This is a genomic window from Streptomyces sp. GMY02 (assembly GCF_019056675.1).
Taxonomy (GTDB): Bacteria; Actinomycetota; Actinomycetes; order Streptomycetales; family Streptomycetaceae; genus Streptomyces; species Streptomyces odonnellii.
Genome location: NZ_CP077658.1, coordinates 6,449,029 through 6,468,854, shown reverse-complemented (window position 1 = coordinate 6,468,854; position 19,826 = coordinate 6,449,029). Strand labels below are relative to the sequence as shown.

Genomic DNA, 19,826 nt, shown 5'->3' with positions numbered 1-19,826 from the left:
ACGGGAGAGGTTTGAGCGCGCACGCCTCACTCCCCTCGCAGCACCTTGGCCAGCGCCCCCTCCCCCGACACCTCGATACGGCCGTCCCGCACCCCGTCCCCGACCGTCAGCGCGCCTCCGCTCAGCGCGCGGCAGGTGTCGGCGTCGAGGACGAGCCGGGCGTCGGGGCTCTCCGCGGGACCGTCGCCGTACACCGGATCGCCCTCGCCGAGCCTTATGTGGAACGCGCCCTCGTCCAGGCGGATTTCCACCACGCCCTCAAGTCCGTACCCGGCGACGCCGTCCGGACCCGGCAGCCCGTCCAGCACCGGCAGCAGCGGTACGGCGAACCAGTGCGCCCGCACCGCGTCGGTGGGCCTGCGGTCCTCCAGCGCCGGGGCACCCCACTCGGCGAGGGCGGTCAGGACGGGCAGCAACCCCCGCCCGCGCTCGGTGAGTTCGTACACATTCGCGGCGGCGGGCGGGGGCAGCCTGCGGCGCGTGGCCAGTTCGTCGCGCTCCATGTCCCTGAGCCGGGACGCGAGCACATCCGTGCTGACGCCGGGCAGATCGGCGTGCAGATCGGTGTAACGGCGTGGCCCCGCGAGCAGTTCACGGACGATCAGCAGGGTCCAGCGGTCGCCCACGGCGTCAAGGGCACGGGCGGTGGCGCAGTACTGGTCGTAACTTCGGCGGCGTGACATGTGGCGCAGTCTAGACATGTTGTTGGACTTTCCAAGCCCGAGCTTGGTAAAACCAAGTATCGCAACAAGGTCTGGAACGAGGTCTGGGAGGCCACCGCATGGAGTTCCGGCAGTCGAGCAAGCTGAGCGAGGTCTGCTACGAGATCCGCGGCCCGGTGATCGAGCACGCCGACGCCCTGGAGGAGGCGGGCCACAGCGTCCTGCGTCTCAACACCGGCAATCCCGCGCTGTTCGGGTTCGAGGCGCCGGAGGAGATCCTCCAGGACATGATCCGGATGCTGCCCCGGGCACACGGGTACACGGATTCGCGCGGCATACTCTCGGCGCGCCGGGCCGTCGTCCAGCGGTATCAGACCCTTGGCCTGCCCGATGTCGGCGTCGAAGACGTCTTCCTGGGGAACGGAGTCTCGGAGCTGGTCTCGATGGCCGTCCAGGCGCTGCTGGAGGACGGCGACGAAGTCCTCATCCCCGCCCCGGACTTCCCGCTCTGGACGGCCGTGACGACCCTGGCCGGCGGCCGTCCCGTGCACTATCTCTGTGACGAGTCGGCGGACTGGTATCCCGACCTCGACGATCTGGCGGCGAAGATCACCGACCGTACCAAGGCCGTTGTGATCATCAATCCCAACAACCCCACGGGCGCGGTCTATCCGCGCGAGATCGTCGAAGGGATCCTGGATCTCGCGCGCCGCCATCAGCTCATGGTGTTCGCGGACGAGATCTACGACCAGATCGTCTATGACGACGCGGTCCACCACACCGCCGCGGCCCTCGCCCCCGATCTGGTCGTCCTCACCTTCAGCGGGCTCTCGAAGACATACCGGGTGGCGGGTTTCCGTTCCGGCTGGCTCCTAGTCACCGGGCCCAAGCAGCACGCGCGCAGCTATCTGGAGGGGCTGACGATGCTCGCGTCGATGCGGCTGTGCCCCAACGCGCCGGCGCAGTACGCGATTCAGGCGGCGCTCGGCGGGCGTCAGTCCATCCAGGAGCTGACAGCCCCGGGCGGCAGACTGCACGAACAGCGCAACCGCGCCTGGGAGAAGCTCAATGAGATCCCGGGAGTGTCCTGCGTCAAGCCGAAGGGCGCGCTGTACGCCTTTCCCCGGCTCGACCCGAAGGTGCACAAGATCCATGACGACGAGCGGTTCGTACTGGACCTGCTGCTGCGCGAGAAGATCCAGGTCGTCCAGGGCACGGGCTTCAACTGGCCGCATACGGACCACTTCCGGATCCTGACCCTGCCGTATGCGGATGATCTGGACGCGGCGATCAGCCGCATAGGCCGCTTCCTGAGCGGATACCGCCAGTGACGGAAGACCCGGCCGACATTACGAAGCCGGCGTTGTGAAGCCCGGCACTACGAAGCCGGCACCACCGAGCTGGCACTGCGAAGCCGAGACCGTGAAGTCGGCGCTGCGAAGCCGGCATGGTGAAGCCCGGCACTGCTGAAAGGAGCGGACCCGGGGGCGTAGCCGGCCCCCGAGCCCTTCGATGCCGCCCATGTCGCACGCCGGCACACTTGAGAGCCCAGGTCAGTCATGATGTCGTCGCGTCCTGCCATTGGACCACCGCGCATCGAGCTGCACGGGCCGGACTTGAACCAGCACTTCGACGTCCGGGGCCTGGGCCCGGTCGATCCGGCGATCGGCGGCGAATGCTGAGTCTGGAGCAATAGTCTGAGATTGATCGCGGTCTGCCTCTGCCAGTTGGGCTACCGCGGCCCGTCCACCCGTGTGTACGGATGTGCCGCGGGGAGGACTCGAACCTCCACTGGAACCGCGCAGTCACGACAAGCTTCAGTTTCAGCCTGCGCTCCTCGCGCACCCCGGCCGCACAAACAGGCGGCCGGGGAGATGTTGAGGCTACCCGAACAGATAGCCGAACACAGCGTCGCCCACGCGTCGGTCGGTGACCTCGGTGCCGTTCGCCTCCTCGCGGGCGAACTTCACGGCCTCCTGGAGCTTCTCGACCCGGTCGAGCAGTTCGTTCACCCGGCGGGCCGGAAGGGCCCCGCTGAATTTCACCGTCGTCCAGTAACCGACCGGTATGTCCTCGTAGTACACCTCGACCTGCGCCGGGTGCTTCTCGGTGGCCTCGGCCTTCACATGGTTGCGCGGGACCTTCTTCGTACGGAGGGTCCGTACCGCCTCGGTCTTCCACGCGTCCGTCGACGGGTCCTGGCTCCAGGACTCCGAGGCGTCCAGCACCGGCAGCTTGCGCACAAAGGTGTTGAGGTCGGTGAGCTGCTTCTCCAGGAACAGCAGATACGACACCGGCGCCTCGCTCACCAGTACCCGCCCGTCGACGGTGATGTCGGCGCGCGCCGTGCAGTTCGCCCAGTCCTTGGTGGCGGTCACATCGAACAGCCTCGTCAGGGTCTTCGCGGTCTCGCGCAGTATGTCCTCGGCCTTGACCTGGACCCGGGTGGACTCGGGCGGCAACTGCTCGCCCTCCTCGTCCTTCGGCTGATACGTACGAGAGATACCGGCGAGCAGAGCCGGCTTCTGGAGGCCGTGATGGGCAGCCGTCAGGTCCTGGTGTGCCTTGGACTTGACGCCCTTCTCCACTGCGATGATCTGATTGAGTTTCGCCACGTCAGGGACGCTAGCAGGGCCGGACAACGGTGATCGAACGAATAAACGGCCGCTTCGTCAATACCGGCCGTCAATGCGTGTCGTTCCCTGCGTGCTGTTTCATTCGTGCCGTTCCACGCGTGCCGTCAATAGCGGACGGGCAGTGCCATCAGCCCTCGGGCGCGCGTCGAGGCCCGCCAGCGGAGTTCGTCGTACGGTACGCCGAGTGCCAGCCGCGGAAAGCGCTCCAGCAGCGCGGTGAGGGCGATCTCGGTCTCCAGTCGGGCGAGCGGCGCGCCGAGGCAGTAGTGGATGCCATGGCCGAGGGCGAGATGGCCGGCCGTGTCGCGGTCGAGGTCGAGCCGGTCGGCGTCGGGGAAACGGTGCGGGTCGCGGTTGGCGGAGGCCAGGGAGAGCAGAACGGTCTCGCCCGCCGGTACGGTCACACCCCCGATGACCAGGTCCTCGACCGGGAAGCGGCGGATGGCCAGCAGGGCGGGACCGTCGTACCGTACGAGCTCCTCGACCGCCGCGGCGGTCCTGCCCGGGTCCGCGCGGAGCGCCGCGAGCTGGTCGGGGTGGCGGAGCAGGGCGAGGGTGGCGTTGCCGATGAGCTGGACGGTGTTCTCGTATCCGGCGAAGAGGATGAGGAAGGCGAGGGACATCAACTCGTCCTCGCTGAGCCGGTCTTCGGTGGCGCGGCGGCCTTCCGCTGCAAGCCCAGCGGTGTCCGCAGGACCTGTGCCGTCTCGGGTGACGTCTTCTGCCGTGTCGGCGCTCCGGTCGCGGGCCGCGATCAGCGCGGAGAGCAGATCGTCGCCGGGCTCGGCCCGCTTGTGTGCCAGCAGTTCGGTGAAGAAGCCGAGCATGCTGCCCACGGCCTGCTTCATTCCCTCCGGCCGCGCGGGATCGGGCGCCACCAGGGCGTCGGTCCACTCCCTGAAGTCCCGCCGATGGCCCGTGGGCACGCCGAGCAGCTCGCAGATCACGGTGATCGGCAGCGGAGCGGCGTACGAGGCGATCAGATCGGCCTGCCTGTCGGGGGCGATGGCGTCCAGCAGTTCGTCGGCCGTCCGCCGGATGGGCTCGCGCAGGGTCTCGGTCCGCCGCGCGGTGAACGCCTGGGTGACGAAGCGCCGGATACGGGTGTGGTCCGGCGGATCCATGTTGAGCAGGTTGGCGTCGAGAGCCGGCGGCAGCGCGAAGCCCCGGTAACTCCCGGGCAGGGAGTGGCGCTTGTCGAGGGAGAGCCGGGGATCGGCGAGGGCCTGCCGTACGTCGTCGTACCGCGTGACGATCCAGACGGGCCGCCCGTCGGGCCCGACGATCCGCTGCACGGGCCCGGTCTCACGCATCCGCGCGTACACGGCGTACGGATCGCTGAGCAGGTCCCGCGTCGGATCGACGGGCGGCCGGGGTGAGTTGGGCGCCGGTACGGGGGCCGCCCGGTGGGACGGAACGGGGTCGCCGGAGGTCGTGACTGCCATGACGCCACCCTAAACAAACTGTTGGAAAGCCCGACCGGGCAGGGGGCGGCCCGGGTTGTTCATTGGCATGGACCTGCTCATGATCCTCGGATACGCTCCGGCTGGCGCCGACTGAGAGCGCTCTCAGTCGGCCACTGTTCCACCCCCACGATGCTGGAACAACCAGAAGGGCCAATCCCTTGAGACGCACGACAGTGATACGCACCGGCCTGTCCGCCCTCCTCGTCCTGGGCACCTGGGCCACCGCCGGCCTGGTTCCCGCGGCCGCCGCCCCCGCCCCGACGACCACCGAAGCGCCGGCCTCCGCCGGTCTGCTCACCGCGATGCAGAAGGACCTCGGCCTGACGAAGAGCCAGGCCGTGGCGCGTCTCGCGGCGGAGAAGACCGCGACGGCCGTGGACGGCAAGGCGCGCCGCGCGGCGGGCCCGTCGTACGGCGGCTCCTGGTTCAACCCGGACAGCGGCACGCTGACCGTCGCCGTCACCAGCGCCGGGAAGGCCGACGCCGTACGGGCGACCGGCGCGACCGTACGTCTGGTGAAGCACAGCGCGCGGCAGCTCGACGCGGCGAAGGCGGCCATCGACGCGCTCGACGCGCCGACCGGTGTCGCGAGCTGGCATGTCGACCCCAAGGCCAACAAGGTCGTGGTGAACGTCGTCGCCGCGGAGAAGAACGACAACGATGTCGCGGCCTTTGTCGCCCGCGCCCGGCAGGCCGGTCCGGTCACGGTCGTGGAGACCGCCAAGGCCCCGCAGACCTTCGCCGCGGGAACCGTCGGCGGCGACCCGTACTACACGGGCAACGTCCGCTGTTCCATCGGCTTCTCCGTCTACGGCGGCTTCGTCACGGCCGGCCACTGCGGCCAGGCCGGCGCCGGCGTGAGCGGCTGGGACGGCTCGTACATCGGCAACTTCCAGGGGTCGTCCTTCCCCGACAACGACTACGCCTGGGTGAATGTCGGCAGCGGCTGGTGGACCGTCCCGGTCGTCCTCGGCTGGGGCAGCGTCTCCGACCAGTTGGTCCGCGGCTCCAACGAGGCCCCGATCGGCGCCTCGATCTGCCGCTCCGGCTCGACGACCCACTGGCGCTGCGGCAATGTGCTGGCCAAGAACGAGACCGTCAACTACGCCCAGGGCGCCGTGCACCAGATGACCAAAACGAGCGTCTGTGCCGAGGGCGGTGACTCGGGCGGCTCGTTCATCAGCGGCGACCAGGCCCAGGGCGTCACCTCGGGCGGCTGGGGCAACTGCTCCACCGGCGGCGAGACCTGGTACCAGCCGGTCAACGAAATCCTGAACCGCTACGGCCTGACCCTCCACAGGGCCTGACCTCAGGGCCAATGGCCAAGGGGGTGTCCTGTCGATCCGGCCCGATCGACAGGACACCCCCTTGGCCTGCCGCGGTGCGGGGCCCTCCGGTGTCACGCCACTGCCGCGGCAGGCCTGGGGACGCCGTGAGACGGCCCGGTAATCTCTCGCCGTGCCGTCTCACCGCCCTCAAGCGCCCTCGCCCGTCCGGGAGAGCGGGCTCACGGAGCGGGTCGAGCGGACCGTCCTGTACGCCGTACGATCCGCCACCGCGCTGAATCGGCTGCTGGACGCCCTTCCCGTCTTCGCCGGGGACCCCCGTGTGCGGCCGGTCTTCACCCTTGTCCCCGGGTCCGACTTCAGTACGGACGCGCTCGCCGTGCTCGACGGCGCCGGAGCCCGGACCGTCCCCTGGGCGGAGGCGGTGCGCGGCGGACATGATCTCGTGGTGGCGGCGAGCCCCAACGGCCCGCTCCATGAGCTGCCGGGACCGCTCGTACTGCTGCCGCACGGCGCCGGATTCAACAAACGGCTCCCGCACTCCTCCGCCGACGACTCCGCTTCCGGACTCCATCCGCGCCAGCTTCTGCGCGGCGGGGCACCGCTGGCCTCGCTGCATGCCCTCGCGCACCCCGCCCAACTGGCCAGGCTCGCCGAAGAGTCGGCGGACATGGCCGACCGCGCCGCCGTCGTCGGGGATCCGACGCTGGACCGGGTGCTGGCGTCCCGTACCCGCCGGGAGCGGTACCGGGACGCGCTGGGCACGGGCGGGCGGCGGCTGGTGGTCATGGTGTCCACCTGGGGGCCCGAGTCGCTGTTCGAGCGGCGGCCCGAACTGCCACGGCGGCTGACCGCCGAGCTGCCGTACGACGCGTATCAGGTGGCCCTCGTTCTGCACCCCAATCTCCACAGCCGTCTGGGGGAATTCGCCCTGCGTCAGTGGCTCGCGCCCGCGTCGGCCACCGGGCTGCTGCTGGCGCGGCCGTACGAGGAGTGGGCGGCCCTGCTCACCGCCGCGGACTGCGCGCTGACCGACCACGGTTCCGCCGCGCTCTATCCCGCCGCCCTGGATCTGCCCCTGATCGGCTGTTACGAGGGCGGCACTGAACTGCTCCCGGCCAGCCCCATGGCCGAACTCCTCGCCCGCGTACCCCGATTAACGATGGACCAGCCGCTCGCCCCGCAGCTCGACTCCGCCGTCGTCACGCACCGTACGGGCGACACCCGTGCCCTCGCCGCCACCGCCTTCGCCGAACAGGGCCGCTCGCTGGAACTCCTGCGCGACCGCTGCTACCGGCTTCTCGGACTCGAACCGCACCCCGGCCCGGTCGGTGTCCGGCCACTGCCGGTCCCCAGGATCGGCCAGGAGCGGCCGTCCGCGTTCGCGGCGCGGGTCGAGGTGTGCGAGAACACGGTGTCCGTGGCCCGCCACCCGCTGAACAGCGGTCCGCACGGAGGGCATGTGACCGCGGAGGACGGTCTCGCGGCGACCCAGGAGATGCGGAGCGCCGGCCTCATCCACCGGCGGGCGCGCGCCGCGACCGCCCGCGAACCGTACGGATCCGACGCCGCATGGCCGGACTCGGCACGGTCGGACGCGGTGTGGTCCGACGCGGTGTGGACCGTGGCCGGCTGGACCTCGTACATCCTGGAGCACTACCCCGCCTGCCGGACCGCGGCGGCCGTGCTCTCGCACCGCCGCTGCGTACTGCGCCACAACGGTTCGGCACTGCTGGCGGTGAGCATCACGGCCGGCCCGTCGCAGGCGGAACCGCTGGCACGGCCCGATCCGGCGGCCGTCCTCTCCGCCGTCCACGGCTGGCTCGACGCCACCCCGGGTCCGGCTCTGCCCACGACCCTCGACTGCCTGGTGGGCGGCCGTCCGGTGCGGGTCTCGGTGGCGTACGCGACGGAGGCCGACGCGCACGCCGAACTATGACTCTTCGGACGCCGAGGACTCCGAGGACGCCGAGGACTCCACACCCGTCTCAACGCGCAGTTCGCGGGCGCGGGCGCGGTGCCGCTCGGCCGTCTCCGTATCTCCTGTCTCCGCTGCCAGTACGGCGAGTTCGGCGTGAAGGTCGATCTGGTCGTACGCCGATCCCCGCGCCTGCTCATGGGTCAGCGCGTCCTCGTACGAGATGATGGCCTGCCCGGTCCGGCCCAGTTCACGGTGGGTACGCGCCAGCTCGGCGGCCGTACGGCCCATCATCCGGAGATGGCTCTGCTCTTCGGCCTGCCGACGCGCTTCTTCCAGCTCCGCCCGGGCCTCGGACAGCCGGCCGGCGGCACGCAGCGTCCGGCCGAGAAGAAAGGTCTGAAGCAGTACGCCGTAGGGGTTCTCGATGACGCGGTGGATGTCGCGCGACCGCCGGAAGTACGCGGCGGCCTCGTCCCGCTGTCCTCGCCGGTCGAGGTATTTGCCCCGGAACTCCAGGGCGGAGGCGTGCAGTTTCTCCCCGGGGACGACCGACTCCGCTGAGAGCACCGCCTGCCGTGTCTCCGCGTCCGCCGCGTCCGCGTCCACCGCCCGGCCGGTGCTCCAGAGTGCCTGGGCGAGCTGGCAGCGCATCCGGATCAGGCCTCTCGCGGCCCTGGGCGACCCGTCGCGCTGCGCGCAGTCCCGGCCGATCCCGAACGCCCGGGCCGCGGCCTCGTGGTTGCGGTGGTCCTCGTAGTGCTTCCAGAGCGGTTCGCAGAGGGACCAGGCATGGGTGTCCTCGCCCAGATCCCGGGCGACCGCAACCAGTCCGTACAGCGCCATGCGCTCCGCGTCGAGCCAGGCCCGGGCCCGTACCGCGTCCGCGAACGCCACATCGGGGGCGTACGGAAGCCCGGCCACGGTGTCGGCCTCGCGCATTCTTTTCGTCTGGATCGCCCGGTCGGCCCGCTCCGCCTGCCTCCGGTACCAGACGAGCAGCCGCCGCGCGCCCTCCTCGGTCTCGGCCGGGTCGCCGTGCCGGGTCGCACAGCGCAGGGCATGGGCGTGGAGCAGACTGTGCATCCGGCGGCGGCCCGGGCGGGGCGACATCGCCAGCAGTCCGGCGTTGACGAGTCCGTCGAGCGCGTCCTCCGCGTCGTCGAGCCCCGTCCCGAGCAGCGCGGCGGCGGCTTCGAGCGTGATGTCGTAGCCGGGGTGGTACGGCAGCAGCCGGTAGAGGCGGGCGGCGGGCGCGGCGAGCGAACCGTACGAGGCGTTCCACACCGCTTCCACCACGGTCAGGCCCTTCTCGTGGAGGTCCTTCGTGAGGTCCGCGACGAGCCGTTCCATCCGCCGGGTGGGATACGTGACAAGCAGCTCGCCCGCAGCGTGCAGGGCCACCGGGAAGCCCGCGCAGAGCCGCGCGAGCGGGACCAGCGTCTGCGCGGATTCACCGGGACGCCTGCCGTCGCTGAGCTTCCGGAGGACCGCTTCGCCGTGCTCCTGCGACAGCGGCTCCAGGGCGAGTTCGAGCGCGACCTGCGGTGACAGTCCGGAGAGCCGCTCCTGGCTCGCGACCAGGACCACGGCCTCGGCGGACACGGGCAGCAGCGATCTGATCTCGTCCGCGGACCGCACATGGTCGAGCACGAGCGCGAGACGGGCGCCCTGGGTCTTCTCCCTGTACTGGCCGACTAAGTGGCGGTACTCCGCCGAGGGACCGCCGTCCCGCACGCCGAGCCAGTGGAGCAGATGCTTCAGCAGAGGCTCATGGTCGAGGGAGCCTGCCGTGCGCCACTCGTCCAGGTCCAGATACATCGCCCGGAAGCGGTCCTTGAGCCTGTGGGCGAGATGAACGACCAGAGCGGTCTTGCCGATTCCGCTGATCCCGCTGACGGTGATGACCGACGGGTGTTCGGGCCGGACGGCTTCCGCACGCTCACGGAGTTCCCGCAGGACCTGTTCGGTCTGGGCGTCCCTGTTCTCGAACACCGGGTTTTCCACCGGGAGTTGATGTCCGGTGCCGGACGGCGCGGGCCCGGCGGCGCTGTCACCGTGGAAGTGCACTTCGCCGATCGTGCCTGCCTGGACCACGTCCCGCTGGCTGCCGCCGCTGACGCTGTTGCCCCCGTCGGTCATCGTCTCAGCCCCGGCTGCCCTTGTAGATTCCGTCGATGTTGCCGGCCTGGATGACCGGGCCGTGATTGGTGCCGCCGCTGAAGGTGTTGTAGACGTCGCGGGTCTGCTGGGTGGGGACGGGCGGGGTCAGCTCGTCCACGAGCGCGCGCAGTTCGGCGGCGGCCTCGGGGTCGGCGCGGAGGGTACGGCGGAGACGGGTGCGCCATTCGGCGTGGAGGTCCTGGGTTGTCTCCTCGTCGCCGTCGTGCTGGGCGGTGGTCAGTTCGGCCCGTGTCGTCTCCAGGTCGGCCTCGACCGATTCCGGGGTCGTCGCGCCCCGGGCCGAGAAGAACGCGACGACCCGGTCGCGTGCCCGCGTCCAGCCGTCCGTCGCCATCTGCTGGACGATCGTCGTCGCCCCCGCTGTCGCCAGTGCCACCAACTCGGCTTCCACCGAACCCCCTTGGACCGCTGATCGATATGGAGAAACAAGCCTAGCGGTCACCGTCCGAGCAGCGCGGCGAGCGCGCCGACCGGATCCGTGTCGGGGGTGCCGCGCGGCCACCAGTCCTCGCGGTCGCGGTCCGACTCGTATCCGTACCAGAGGCCGTCACGGCCGAAGCGGAGCTGGAGCGAGGGCGTGGAGAGCTGGTTGCGCCAGGGCCGGAACTGCGGGAAGTCCGCGGCGGACAGGGCGGGGCGCGCCCGGTCGAAGGGGCCTGCGGGCGGATCCCACGGCTCTTCCAGTACGGCGAGTCCCGCGAGGCCGCCCTGGCGCCAGGCGGCGACGGCGCGGGCCAGATCGGTGGGGGTGCGGTCGAGGGCGGCGGCCAGATCGCGGTAGAGGGCGCGGGTGGAGGCGGTGAGTCCGGAACCGGGGTGGGCGGCGGCCAGCCGTACCGCGTCCTGCCACGGGGTGAGCGCGCCGACCGGGTCGAGACCGGTGGTGAGGAGCGTGTGCGCGCGGGATGCCGCTTCGGTGGCGAGCAGGTCGAGCGCGAGCGGGTCGGGGGCGCCCGGCGCCTGTGGATACACCGGTGGGCGGCCCGGCTGCGCGGGCGCGGGAAACGGCGGCGGCAGTGCCGGGAGCGCCCGGGGAGCGAGGACGGCGGCGGCCGGGACCATGGGCATGGGCGGCGGTGCCGAGGTCCGTTCCGCCGCCGAGCGTGCGGCGTTGCGCCGGGTCAGGTCGGCGAGGATCTCGCTCTCGCCCCGGCCGCGCATCAGGAACAGCACGAAGGGGTCCTGGTCGAGCAGATGAGCCGTCTGGTAGCAGAGAGCGGCGGCGTGCTTGCACGGGTAACCGTCGTCCGGGCACGAGCAGTCCGGGGTGAGATCGCCCGCCGACGGCAGCAGGTCGGCCGTCGCGGCGAGGGCGTGCGGCATCTCCTTGTCGAGGAGGGCCGCGATGTGGTCGGGACGGGCCGCCGCGGCGTCGAGCAGGTCCTCCCAGCCCGTCTCGTCGAGTGTGCGGAGGCGGATCTCCGTGCGGTACGGCCGGGGCCGTGAGCCGTGCACATACGCCATGACCCGGCCGGGGGTGACGGTGATCGCGTCGACGAGTCCCCTGTCCGCGTAGGCACGGCCGCGCTGGAGGCGCGCCGGGTCGAGCGCGGAGTCCTCCATGGACTCCACCCAGGCGTTGCCCCACCAGGTCAGGGCGAAGTCGCCCTTCCCGCCGGGTCTGGGCGGCAGTGCCGGGAACGTACGGCGGTGGTCGTCGTGCCGCGGCGCACGCGCCGTACGGCCGGCGCGCCCGGCGCGGGAACCACCCGGGGCACGCGAGGTGCGCGGGGTGCCCGGAGCGTACGGGGTGCCGGGGGTTGTCATGACAGCCTCCGCAGGGAGACCAGGTCGGTCAGCTCACGGTCGGTCAGCTCCGTCAGGGCCGCCTCGCCCGAGCCGAGAACCGCGTCGGCGAGGGCCCGCTTGGACGCCAGCATCTCGGCGATCCGGTCCTCGACCGTGCCCTCCGCGATCAGCCGGTGGACCTGGACGGGCTGGGTCTGGCCGATGCGGTACGCGCGGTCCGTCGCCTGCTCCTCCACCGCCGGGTTCCACCAGCGGTCGAAGTGGACGACATGGCCGGCCCTGGTCAGATTGAGACCGGTGCCCGCGGCCTTGAGGGAGAGGACGAAGACCGGGATCTCGCCGGACTGGAACCGGTCCACCATCCTGTCGCGCTCGGCCACGGGCGTACCGCCGTGCAGAAGCTGGGACGGGACGGCGCGGAAGGCGAGATGGGCGGAGAGGAGCCGCGCCATCGTGACGTACTGCGTAAAGACCAGAACCGATCCGTCCTCCGTGAGAATCGTGTCCAGCAGCTCGTCGAGGAGGGCGAGCTTGCCGGAGCGGCCGGCCAGCCGGACCGGGTCCTCCTTCAGATACTGCGCGGGGTGGTTGCAGATCTGCTTGAGCGAGGTGAGCAGCTTCATGACGAGGCCCCGGCGCGCCATGCCCTCCGCCGCCTCGATGGCCGCCATCGTCTCCCGCACGACCGCCTCGTAGAGCGAGGCCTGTTCCCGGGTGAGGGCCACGGGGTGGTCGCTCTCGGTCTTGGGCGGCAGCTCGGGCACGATGCCCGGGTCGGACTTCTTCCTGCGCAGCAGGAACGGCCGTACCAGCCGGGACAGACGCTCCACCGCCTCGGCGTTCTCGACGTCCTTGACGCCCGCGCTCTTCGCGTTCTCGGCGTTCTCCACGATCCGGGCGTGGCGGGAGCGGAAGGCCTTGAGCGGGCCGAGCAGACCGGGCGTGGTCCAGTCGAGCAGCGCCCACAGCTCGGAGAGGTTGTTCTCCACGGGGGTGCCGGTGAGCGCGACCCGCGCGGGCGACGGGATCGTACGGAGCGCCTTGGCGGTGGACGAGAACGGGTTCTTCACATGCTGCGCCTCGTCGGCGACGACCATTCCCCAGGTGTGCCCGGCGAGCGTCTCGGCGCTGCCGCGCATCGTGCCGTAGGTGGTGAGGACGAAGCCGCCCGCCACCTCATCGAGGGTGCGCCCGGCGCCATGGAAGCGGTGCACGGGGACTCCGGGCGCGAAGCGGTTGATCTCGCGCTGCCAGTTGCCGAGGAGCGACGCGGGGCAGACCACCAGGGTGGGGGCGGTGCGGGCGCGGTGCAGATGGAGCGCGATGACCGTGACCGTCTTGCCCAGGCCCATGTCGTCCGCGAGACAGCCGCCGAGGCCGAGCGAGGTCATCAGGTCCAGCCAGGCGAGCCCGCGGAGCTGGTAGTCGCGGAGCGTGGCGGCGAGGGCCGGCGGCTGCGGGACGGGGGCGTGCTCTCCGGTGAGCCGGTCGCGCAGAGCCGCCAGGGCGCCCGTCGGGACCGCCTCCACCGTCTCGCCGTCCACCTCCGCCGTCCCGGTGAGGGCGACGGCGAGCGCGTCGACCGGCTCCAGCAGACCCAGTTGGCGTTTGCGTGCCTTGCGGACGAGCGCCGGATCGACGACCACCCACTGGTCGCGCAGCCGCACGATCGGGCGGTGCGCCTCGGCCAGCTCGTCCATCTCCCGCTCGGTGAGGGGATCGCCGTCGAGCGCCAACTGCCAGTTGAAAGCGAGCAGTTCCTCACTGTCAAAGAACGGTGTGCCGTCCGTGGCCGAGCCCGGCGCCGACTGGCGTACGACCGCGGCAGCCGTGAGCGTACGGGCCAGCTCCCTGGGCCAGTGGACGGCGACGCCCGCCGCCGCGAGCCGGGTGGCCGCCGGGCCGAGCAGCTCGTACAACTCGTCCTCGGAGAGGGACAGCGCGTCGGGCACGTCCAGCTCCAGCAGCCGGGCGAGCGGGGTCCAGACGCGCGCGGCACGGCGCAGGGCGAGCATCGCGTCGATACGGGCGCGTGGGCCGAAGCTCTCGTCGCCCGCGCCCGCCCAGAGTCCGGCCGCGTCGATGACCAGGGTCGGGTCGGCCAGGCTGTGGACCTGGACGAGGGCGGCCCCGGCCCGCCGGACACCACCGTCACCGGCCTCCTCGCCCGTGCCCGCACCTGGTCCGGAGTGATCGAACATCTCGTACGCGGAGAGATCGAGCCGCAGCGAGATCCGTACGCCCGCGTCCATCCCCGCCGCCGCCTCCGCGGCCCAGGTCCTGGCGCCCGGAAGGTGCTGTGCCGCACGCGCGGCGAACGGCGCTCCCGCCGCGTAGGCCGCGGCCGGGGTACGCGGCAGCGAGTCGGCCACCGCGTCGAGGAACGCCCTCACCAGGGCTTCGGGATCCGGCAGTTGGAGCGGCCCGGGGCCGGGAAGGGGCACGGCGTGCGCCTCGGGAGGCATGGCCGCGGCGATGGCTCTCAACTGCGCGATGTCATCGGCGTCGAGCGGGCCCGCCCGCCAGGCGTCGTGGTCGGTCGCGGTGAGGCCGGGGAGCAGTCTGCCGCGCGCGGCGAGCTGGAGGGCGTGGAGCGCGGCGGCACCCCAGCAGGCGGCCGCGGGATGCGCCGCCTTGTCGCGCCTGGCGCGGACCAGCAGCGGCACGGCTTCGACGACAGGCAGCAGCACCGCGGGAACGGTACTCGTCCGTACGCCGCCGTCACCATCACTCCGAACGACCGTCAGCTCATCCGTCGCGGCAGGCGGCTCTCCGTCCGGAGCCCAGAAGGCGACCCGCCCCTCGCGCGGCAGTCCGGCGGGCAGAAAAACGGCCGCGCAGCGCGTGAGCCCGGCGGTCTCCGCGAGCCCGGCGGCCGTGGACGGCCCGGCGACCGTGGACGCGGGCATCGCACGTGCGGCCGGTTGTGCCAAGGTATGCGCGATTTGCTCCACAGCCGTCGACTCCTTCCCGCCCGATCCGATTACCTCTGCGAGTCTAGGCGGGGGGTCTGACAACGGTCCCCTGAGCGGCGTTTCCGCAGCTCAGGGGTGTACGGGGCAGCATATGGGCGATATGGGCGATGGCGGCACGGGCGGGACGCACCGGGCCGGAGTGCGGAGCGTCAGAGCGGGTCCGACGCGGGGCTGGGCGTCGGCACGGGCTTCTGCCGCGCGGCCCCCTCGCCCGAAGCCGAAGAACCGGAAGAGCCGGGAGGACCGGAAGAGCCGGAAGAGCCGGAGGAACCGGTCGAGCCATCCGAGCCACCCGAGCCACCCGAGCCACCCGAGCCACCCAACCCGCCCGAGCGGTCGGAACCGCCCGCCGACGTCTCCCGTACCGCCTCCGTCCGCGCTCCTCCCGAAGCGGACGGAACCGATACGGGAGCCGAAGCCACAGCGGCCGACCCCGAACCCGCCCCCGCGCCGGACCCGGCAGCCGCAGCACCCGTAACAGCACCAGCGCCAGCGCCCTCATCGGCCCCGATCGCGTCGGCCCCGATCGCGCCCGAGACCGCCTTCACCGCCCGTGCCGCCTCGGCCGGTGTGGCGCGTTCGAGGAAACGCAGCAGCTCCACCGGGAAGGGCAGCACCAGCGTCGAGTTCTTCTCGGCGGCCACCGCCACCACGGTCTGGAGCAGCCGCAACTGCAGCGCGGCGGGCTGCTCGGACATCTGTTTCGCCGCCTCGGCCAGCTTCTTCGACGCCTGAAGCTCCGCGTCCGCGTTGATCACCCGGGCCCGCCGCTCACGGTCCGCCTCCGCCTGCCGCGCCATCGAGCGCTTCATGGTCTCGGGCAGCGACACGTCCTTGATCTCGACCCGGTCGATCTGTACGCCCCAGCCGATCGCCGGGCTGTCGATCATCAGCTCCAGACCCTGGTTCAGCTTCTCGCGGTTGGACAGCAGATCGTCCAGATCACTCTTCCCGATGATCGACCGCAGGGACGTCTGCGCCATCTGCGAGACCGCGAAGCGGTAGTCCTCGACACGGATCACCGCGTCCGCCGCGTCGACGACCTTGAAGTAGATCACCGCGTCCACGCGCACGGTGACGTTGTCCCGCGTAATGCCGTCCTGCGCCGGTACGGGCATCGTCACGATCTGCATATTGACCTTGTGCAGCCTGTCGACGAACGGGACGATCATCGTGAATCCGGGCCCTCGGACACCCGTGCGGAGCTGGCCGAGCCGCAGGACCACGCCCCGCTCGTACTGCTTGACGACCCGGGCCGCGGCCATGCCGTACAGCCCCAGGGCGCACGCCGCCGCTATGACCGCTATGACGAGTTCCTGGACCATGACGGGCCCCCTGTCGCCGGAGCGAGGTACAGCGAGGTACTAATACCGCTAATAACACGGTATGCCTTGCCAGTAGCCGCCGGTAGCCCCGATCGGCCGTGTATCTCGTGCCGCCGGTGCGCGGATCCGGCAGTGTGGTCAGCAGGGCAGTGCCATCGGCGGGAGAGGGCCGGCACTGGCCAGGAGAGAGCCAGCGCAGACAGAGGACCGCCCATGTCCGTGACCGATCACCGGCGCCTCGGCATCGCCCTCGGGGCCGCGCTCCTGTCGCTCTCCCTCGCGGGCTGTTCCGGGCTCGGACGGAACGCGATGGGCGTCATTTCGTACAACACCGAGCGGCATCGCCAGATCCAGGTGTCGAACCCCCTGGTCAAGGGCTGTCACCGGCTGTCGTCGCCCGGGGCCGTGGAACTCACGAACAACACGCTCGTCGATCTTGTCCTGTACCGCACACCGGACTGCAGCCCCGACGGGATCACCTATGTGGCGACCACTCTGTCCGATGTGATCGCCCCCGGCTCCCACCCCTGGCTCAGCTTCACCGTCGTCCACTGAGCGTCGTTCCACGAGCCGCGGCGTCAGGTACGTCCGGACACAGGTACGTCCGGACAGGACCCGGGCCACACGTACACGCCGCGGGTACACACTGGAGGGGAGGCGGTTTGCCCACCGGTTGGGAGGTGCGGGAGTCATGCGCACCGGAAGTGAGCCGGTCACCGCGCGCAGTCCGCTGCGCATGCGGTTCTGGCTGAGTGTTTGGGGCCTGATCTGGACCGCCCTCGGGACCAGTCTGTTCGCGCTCGCCGGGCGGACGGGCTGGGCGATAGCGTGCGGGGTGCTCTTCCTGATCGTCATGGCGGACCTGGTGCTGGTGATACGCCATATCCACCAGGGGCCGCACTACCAGCCCGGGCGGAACATCCCGCCGTACGAGCCCGACCAGGGCGACGGCTGGCACTGGGTCGACGGCGCCCATCACGACGAGAGCGACCGGGCCCGTCACGGCGCGCCCCAGGCGCACGACCGTGGCTGGAGCGATGGCCCGCGCAGCGGCCCGCGCCACGGCGCACACCACTCGTAGCCAGTACGCCCGACGCACCGAAGCGCCGGCGTCCGTACGATCACGCCATCCCGTAGCGCCACCCCGCAGACCGTACGACCGTACGATCAGCCGCCCCGCCCTGCCGCGCTGCGTGCCCCCGCTACGCCTCGCCCTCGCCACCCAGGCCGCCGGATTCGAACTGCGCGGCCTTCACATACTCCGGCTTCGGGTCCAGCGCCGCCGCCAGCCGGAAGTGTCGTTTCGCCAGCTCGGGCCGGCCCGAGCGCTGGAACGTCCGGGCCAGCGCGAAGTGCGCGAACGCGTTGTCCGGCTCGCGCTCCAGGACCAGTTCGAATTCCAGCTCGGCGGGACGCAACTGCGCCGCCGCGAAGAACGCCCGCGCGCGCAGCAGCCGCGCCGCGGTGTTCTCCGGGTGGGCGGCGATGACCGAGTCGAGCAGTTTCACGGCCCCGCGCGGATCCCGCGCGGCCAGCAGATGCTCCGCCGCGCGATAGTCGATGATGTGGGTCTCCGGGCTCTCGGGCACGGTCGCATCCTTCCCTGGCTGTGCGCTTTCAACTCCGGGCGCTTTCCAACTCCGGTTCACGTCCGGCGTTCCGTGCCGCCCCCTCGGCCCGCCCGCCGCACGCCACGCGCCCTTGATCAGCGGCCGGCCGCCGCGCGTTCGGTCAGTCTCTCCCAGACCTCACGCACCTGCGGTTCCAGCCGTTCCAGCGGGCCGTCGTTGTCGATGACGACATCCGCGACCGCCCGCCGCTCCTCGCGGGTCGCCTGCGCGGCCATCCGGTCGCGCGCCTCCGACTCCGTCATCCCCCGCTGCCGTACCAGCCGGTCGAGCTGGGTCCCGGGCGAGGCGTCCACGACCACCACCAGGTCGTACAGCCCCTGCAGACCGTTCTCGACGAGCAGCGGCACATCGTGTACCACGATCGCGCCGGGCCCGGCCGCCGCCTCCAGCTCGGCCGAACGCGCGCGGACCAGCGGATGCACGATCGCGTTCAGCGCCCGCAGCCGGTCCTGGTCGGCGAAGACGATCCCGCCGAGCTTCGGCCGGTCCAGGCGCCCGTCCCCGGTGAGCACCTCCGGCCCGAACTCGGCGACCACCGCCGCCAGTCCGGGTGTCCCCGGCTCCACCACTTCGCGCGCGATCCGGTCGGAGTCGATCAGCACCGCACCGTAACCGGTCAGCAGGCGTGAGACTTCACTCTTGCCCGCACCGATCCCACCCGTCAGTCCCAGCCTCAGCATGCGCCCAGCCTAGGGCTTGTCCGCAAGGGGCCGCCCGGCCGGGACCCCGGCCACATCAAGCACCCGGACACCTATCCCCCGGACACCAAGCATCCGGACGTCAAGCGGCCGGGCATCGAGCGCCCGGGCATCGAGCAGCCGGGCATCAAACGCGCCGGACACCGGACGCCCGGACATCGAGCGGCCGGGCGCTTCCGCCGGGCGGGCCGGACACCGTACAGCCCGCCCGCCGGAAGCGCCCGGCAGGGAATCGCACCCACGCGCCCCGGAACCGCCCCGGGGCCACGCGGTCACGCTCCGCCGTCGCCCTCCCGCTCCGCGAGGAACCTCTCGAATTCCCGGCCGATCTCGTCGGCCGACGGCAGCTCCGCCGGCTCGGCGACCAGATTGCCCCGGGTCTCCGCGCCCGCGATCGCGTCGTACTGGTGCTCAAGTCCCTGCACCATCGAGACCAGTTCCTCGTCGCCCTCGCCGAGCTGCCGCTCGATCTCGGTCTGGGTGCGCTGCGCCTCCGTACGCAGGGAGTGCGCCACACTCGGCAGCACAAGACCGGTCGCGGCGGTGATCGCCTCCAGCGCGGTGAGCGCCGCGTCGGGGTACGAGGACCGCGCCACATAGTGCGGAACGTGCGCCGCCACGCCGAGGACATCGTGATCCGACTCCATGAGCCGGTACTCGACGAGCGACTCGGCGCTGCCGGGGACCTGTGCCTCGTCGAAGGCGTTGCGATGGCCCGGCATGAGGTCGGTACGGTTGCCGTGCGGGGTGATACCGACGGGACGGGTGTGCGGAACGCCCATCGGGATGCCGTGGAAATTGACGGAGAGCCGTACGCCGAGACGCTCCACTATCTGCCGTACGGCGATGGCGAAGCGCTCCCACTCCACATCCGGCTCGGGCCCCGACAGCAGCAGGAACGGCGCCCCCGTCGCGTCCTGCACGAGCCGTACGTCCAGCGTCGGCGCCTCGAAGGACGTCCAGCGGTCGCGCCGGAAGGTCAGCAGCGGGCGCCGGGCGCGGTAGTCGACCAGCCTGTCGTGGTCGAATCGGGCCACCACCTGGTGCGGCAGCGACTCCAGCAGGTTCTCGACGATCTGGTCGCCGGTCTCGCCCGCGTCGATATAGCCGTCGAAGTGGTACAGCATGACCAGGCCCGCCGACTCCTGTGCCAGCGCCATGTCGACGACGGCCAGGCCCTTGGGCTCCCATTCGTACAAACCCTGCGGATCAAGCACGATTACCGCTCCTCCTCGTGTTCGTAACGAAGAACACGTCATGGGGCGCAGGCATTCCCCGCGCCCCATGCGACAAACC

15 protein-coding genes and 1 pseudogene are annotated in these 19,826 nt (G+C 71.2%); 5 read left to right on the top strand and 11 right to left on the bottom strand.

Annotated features, from left to right (window positions below; genetic code table 11):
• Positions 1-26: 26 nt before the first annotated feature.
• Positions 27-683 carry a helix-turn-helix domain-containing protein gene (locus tag KQY30_RS27565; protein WP_217309161.1) on the bottom strand — a complete coding sequence of 219 codons (657 nt, stop codon included), beginning with the start codon at positions 681-683 and terminating at the stop codon, positions 27-29.
• A gap of 98 nt (positions 684-781) precedes the next feature.
• On the opposite strand from KQY30_RS27565, the gene KQY30_RS27560 reads away from it, so the two are divergent.
• Positions 782-1,993 carry a pyridoxal phosphate-dependent aminotransferase gene (locus KQY30_RS27560; protein WP_217309160.1) on the top strand — a complete coding sequence of 404 codons (1,212 nt, stop codon included), beginning with the start codon at positions 782-784 and terminating at the stop codon, positions 1,991-1,993.
• Between the two features lie 552 nt (positions 1,994-2,545).
• Here KQY30_RS27560 and KQY30_RS27555 read toward each other — a convergent pair.
• Both KQY30_RS27555 and KQY30_RS27550 read right to left on the bottom strand, forming a co-directional pair.
• Positions 2,546-3,277, bottom strand: a complete 732-nt coding sequence (locus KQY30_RS27555) for a hypothetical protein (RefSeq protein ID WP_217309159.1) — start codon at positions 3,275-3,277, stop codon at positions 2,546-2,548.
• A gap of 125 nt (positions 3,278-3,402) precedes the next feature.
• Positions 3,403-4,611 carry a cytochrome P450 gene (locus KQY30_RS27550; protein WP_254407703.1) on the bottom strand — a complete coding sequence of 403 codons (1,209 nt, stop codon included), beginning with the start codon at positions 4,609-4,611 and terminating at the stop codon, positions 3,403-3,405.
• 311 nt (positions 4,612-4,922) lie between these two features.
• Here KQY30_RS27550 and KQY30_RS27545 point away from each other — a divergent pair, with 311 nt between their 5' ends.
• Together KQY30_RS27545 and KQY30_RS27540 are read left to right on the top strand one after the other, a co-directional pair.
• Positions 4,923-6,071 (top strand): S1 family peptidase, encoded by a 1,149-nt coding sequence (locus KQY30_RS27545; RefSeq protein WP_217309157.1) that lies wholly within the window; start codon positions 4,923-4,925, stop codon positions 6,069-6,071.
• A gap of 151 nt (positions 6,072-6,222) precedes the next feature.
• The gene (locus tag KQY30_RS27540; protein WP_254407348.1) at positions 6,223-7,989 is read left to right on the top strand and encodes a translation initiation factor 2; all 1,767 of its coding nucleotides are present in this window, start codon (positions 6,223-6,225) and stop codon (positions 7,987-7,989) included.
• Here the strand turns inward: KQY30_RS27540 and KQY30_RS27535 are convergent.
• From KQY30_RS27535 to KQY30_RS36745, 5 genes are all read right to left on the bottom strand, one after another.
• Complete coding sequence (locus KQY30_RS27535; RefSeq protein WP_217309156.1) at positions 7,984-10,110, bottom strand: tetratricopeptide repeat protein; 2,127 nt, start codon at positions 10,108-10,110, stop codon at positions 7,984-7,986. The genes KQY30_RS27540 and KQY30_RS27535 overlap by 6 nt on opposite strands.
• Before the next feature lie 4 nt (positions 10,111-10,114).
• Positions 10,115-10,543: a hypothetical protein gene (locus KQY30_RS27530; protein WP_217309155.1), complete on the bottom strand. Its 429-nt coding sequence runs from the start codon at positions 10,541-10,543 to the stop codon at positions 10,115-10,117.
• A gap of 47 nt (positions 10,544-10,590) precedes the next feature.
• A complete protein-coding gene (locus KQY30_RS27525) occupies positions 10,591-11,919 on the bottom strand; it encodes an SWIM zinc finger family protein (protein WP_217309154.1) in 1,329 nt (442 codons plus the stop codon).
• Positions 11,916-14,810, bottom strand: coding sequence for a DEAD/DEAH box helicase (locus KQY30_RS27520; RefSeq protein ID WP_217311357.1), 2,895 nt, complete (start codon positions 14,808-14,810; stop codon positions 11,916-11,918). The genes KQY30_RS27525 and KQY30_RS27520 overlap by 4 nt, the downstream gene beginning before the upstream one ends.
• Positions 14,811-15,025: 215 nt before the next feature.
• Entirely contained in the window at positions 15,026-16,201 is a 1,176-nt protein-coding gene (locus KQY30_RS36745; protein ID WP_254407347.1) for a slipin family protein, read from the bottom strand.
• A gap of 213 nt (positions 16,202-16,414) precedes the next feature.
• Between KQY30_RS36745 and KQY30_RS27510 the strand changes: the two genes are divergently transcribed.
• Positions 16,415-16,756, top strand: coding sequence for a hypothetical protein (locus tag KQY30_RS27510; protein WP_217309153.1), 342 nt, complete (start codon positions 16,415-16,417; stop codon positions 16,754-16,756).
• A gap of 136 nt (positions 16,757-16,892) precedes the next feature.
• Positions 16,893-17,144: pseudogene (locus KQY30_RS27505) on the top strand (DUF6343 family protein); the annotation flags it as partial.
• Between the two features lie 259 nt (positions 17,145-17,403).
• On the opposite strand, the gene KQY30_RS27500 reads toward KQY30_RS27505, so the two are convergent.
• From KQY30_RS27500 to KQY30_RS27490, 3 genes are all read right to left on the bottom strand, one after another.
• Entirely contained in the window at positions 17,404-17,790 is a 387-nt protein-coding gene (locus KQY30_RS27500) for a tetratricopeptide repeat protein (protein ID WP_217309152.1), read from the bottom strand.
• Between the two features lie 116 nt (positions 17,791-17,906).
• Positions 17,907-18,512 carry a dephospho-CoA kinase gene (gene coaE / locus KQY30_RS27495; protein ID WP_217309151.1) on the bottom strand — a complete coding sequence of 202 codons (606 nt, stop codon included), beginning with the start codon at positions 18,510-18,512 and terminating at the stop codon, positions 17,907-17,909.
• A gap of 290 nt (positions 18,513-18,802) precedes the next feature.
• On the bottom strand, positions 18,803-19,747 hold the full coding sequence (locus KQY30_RS27490) for a PAC2 family protein (protein WP_046504563.1): 945 nt from the start codon (positions 19,745-19,747) through the stop codon (positions 18,803-18,805).
• Between the last annotated feature and the right edge of the window lie 79 nt (positions 19,748-19,826).